Source organism: Peribacillus sp. NPDC058002, from assembly GCF_042886655.1.
Lineage (GTDB): Bacteria > Bacillota > Bacilli > Bacillales > DSM-1321 > Peribacillus > Peribacillus aracenensis.
Genome location: NZ_JBHVQU010000549.1, coordinates 1 through 1,029 on the forward strand (window position 1 = coordinate 1; position 1,029 = coordinate 1,029).

Annotated in this window: 1 protein-coding gene; it reads right to left on the reverse strand. The window is 37.3% G+C overall.

The features are described from left to right. Positions 1-90: 90 nt before the first annotated feature. A complete protein-coding gene (locus ACFVSH_RS27025; protein WP_387708930.1) occupies positions 91-945 on the reverse strand; it encodes a helix-turn-helix transcriptional regulator in 855 nt (284 codons plus the stop codon). Positions 946-1,029: the final 84 nt, after the last annotated feature.

Consider the following 1,029-nt stretch of genomic DNA (forward strand, 5'->3'; position numbering starts at 1 on the left):
GCTTTACTTCGGATAAGATCGGGAATGTTGATTAGTTTGGGTAAGGTTTGACCATGATAATCTATCTATAAAAGACAGTGAATATACTGGTCATGAACTTTCAATGGAGATTTTCTTCATCAATCGTTTTAATTTATCTTCTGTAGCTGTTCCCTCTACTGGTGTATAGATACTGCACCTTAAGTCCATGTCCCCCTGGACTTGGAGAGAAGTTAAATTAAACAGCATCTTTCCGGCTTTAGCATGTCTAAATTCAATCATCATTTCTGGAGCTTTGCTCACTTGACTTTCTTGCCATAAAGATTGAAATTCCGGGTGGGAATCACTCATTTCATTAATAAATTGGCTATACCATTCATCCCCTAAGTAGTGACCATAATAGGCACGAAAAATGGCAAGAAACCCTTTAACAAAATGCTCCCAATTCACAGCTAATGCTTTTAATTCTTTTCTTGTAAATATTAGATGGATCAAATTTCGTTGGTCGTCCGGAAGTTGTTCAAAATCTAAAAATACATGAGAAGCAGCATTGTTCCAGCCTACAATATGACAATGTCGATCTGTAATGATAGTAGGACAATAGGTTAACTCAGCTAAAATTCTTTCCAAAGAAGGACTTAGTTTTGGCTGATCCTTCTTTCGATGAATAATGGATGATTTCACTTCTAAAGCTAAATCATATAAATATTCCCGTTCATCATTATTTAATTGTAGAGCTGTAGATATGCAATCCAATACGCTTGTGGAGACCTTTATATCCCGCCCTTGCTCTAGCCACGTATACCAAGTAGTACTGACTCCCGCCAAATGGGCAACTTCTTCTCTTCGTAAGCCAGGTGTTCTTCTCCGTGTACCAGCGGGTATACCTATAGATTCAGGCTTTATTTGGGATCGCTTTGATTTCAAAAATGAGGACAAAGCTTCAAGCCTGGTTTTATCATTCATTTCTAAAACCACCTTCATAACAATTTAACCTAGTAGTTATTATACCAGGATAAACACTCACTTGTAATAGGATAACCCCGAAGT

Coding starts and splice junctions, on each gene's coding strand:
- ACFVSH_RS27025 (WP_387708930.1), bottom strand. CDS start 945: ATGAATGATAAAACCAGGCTTGAAGCTTTGTCCTCATTTTTGAAATCA.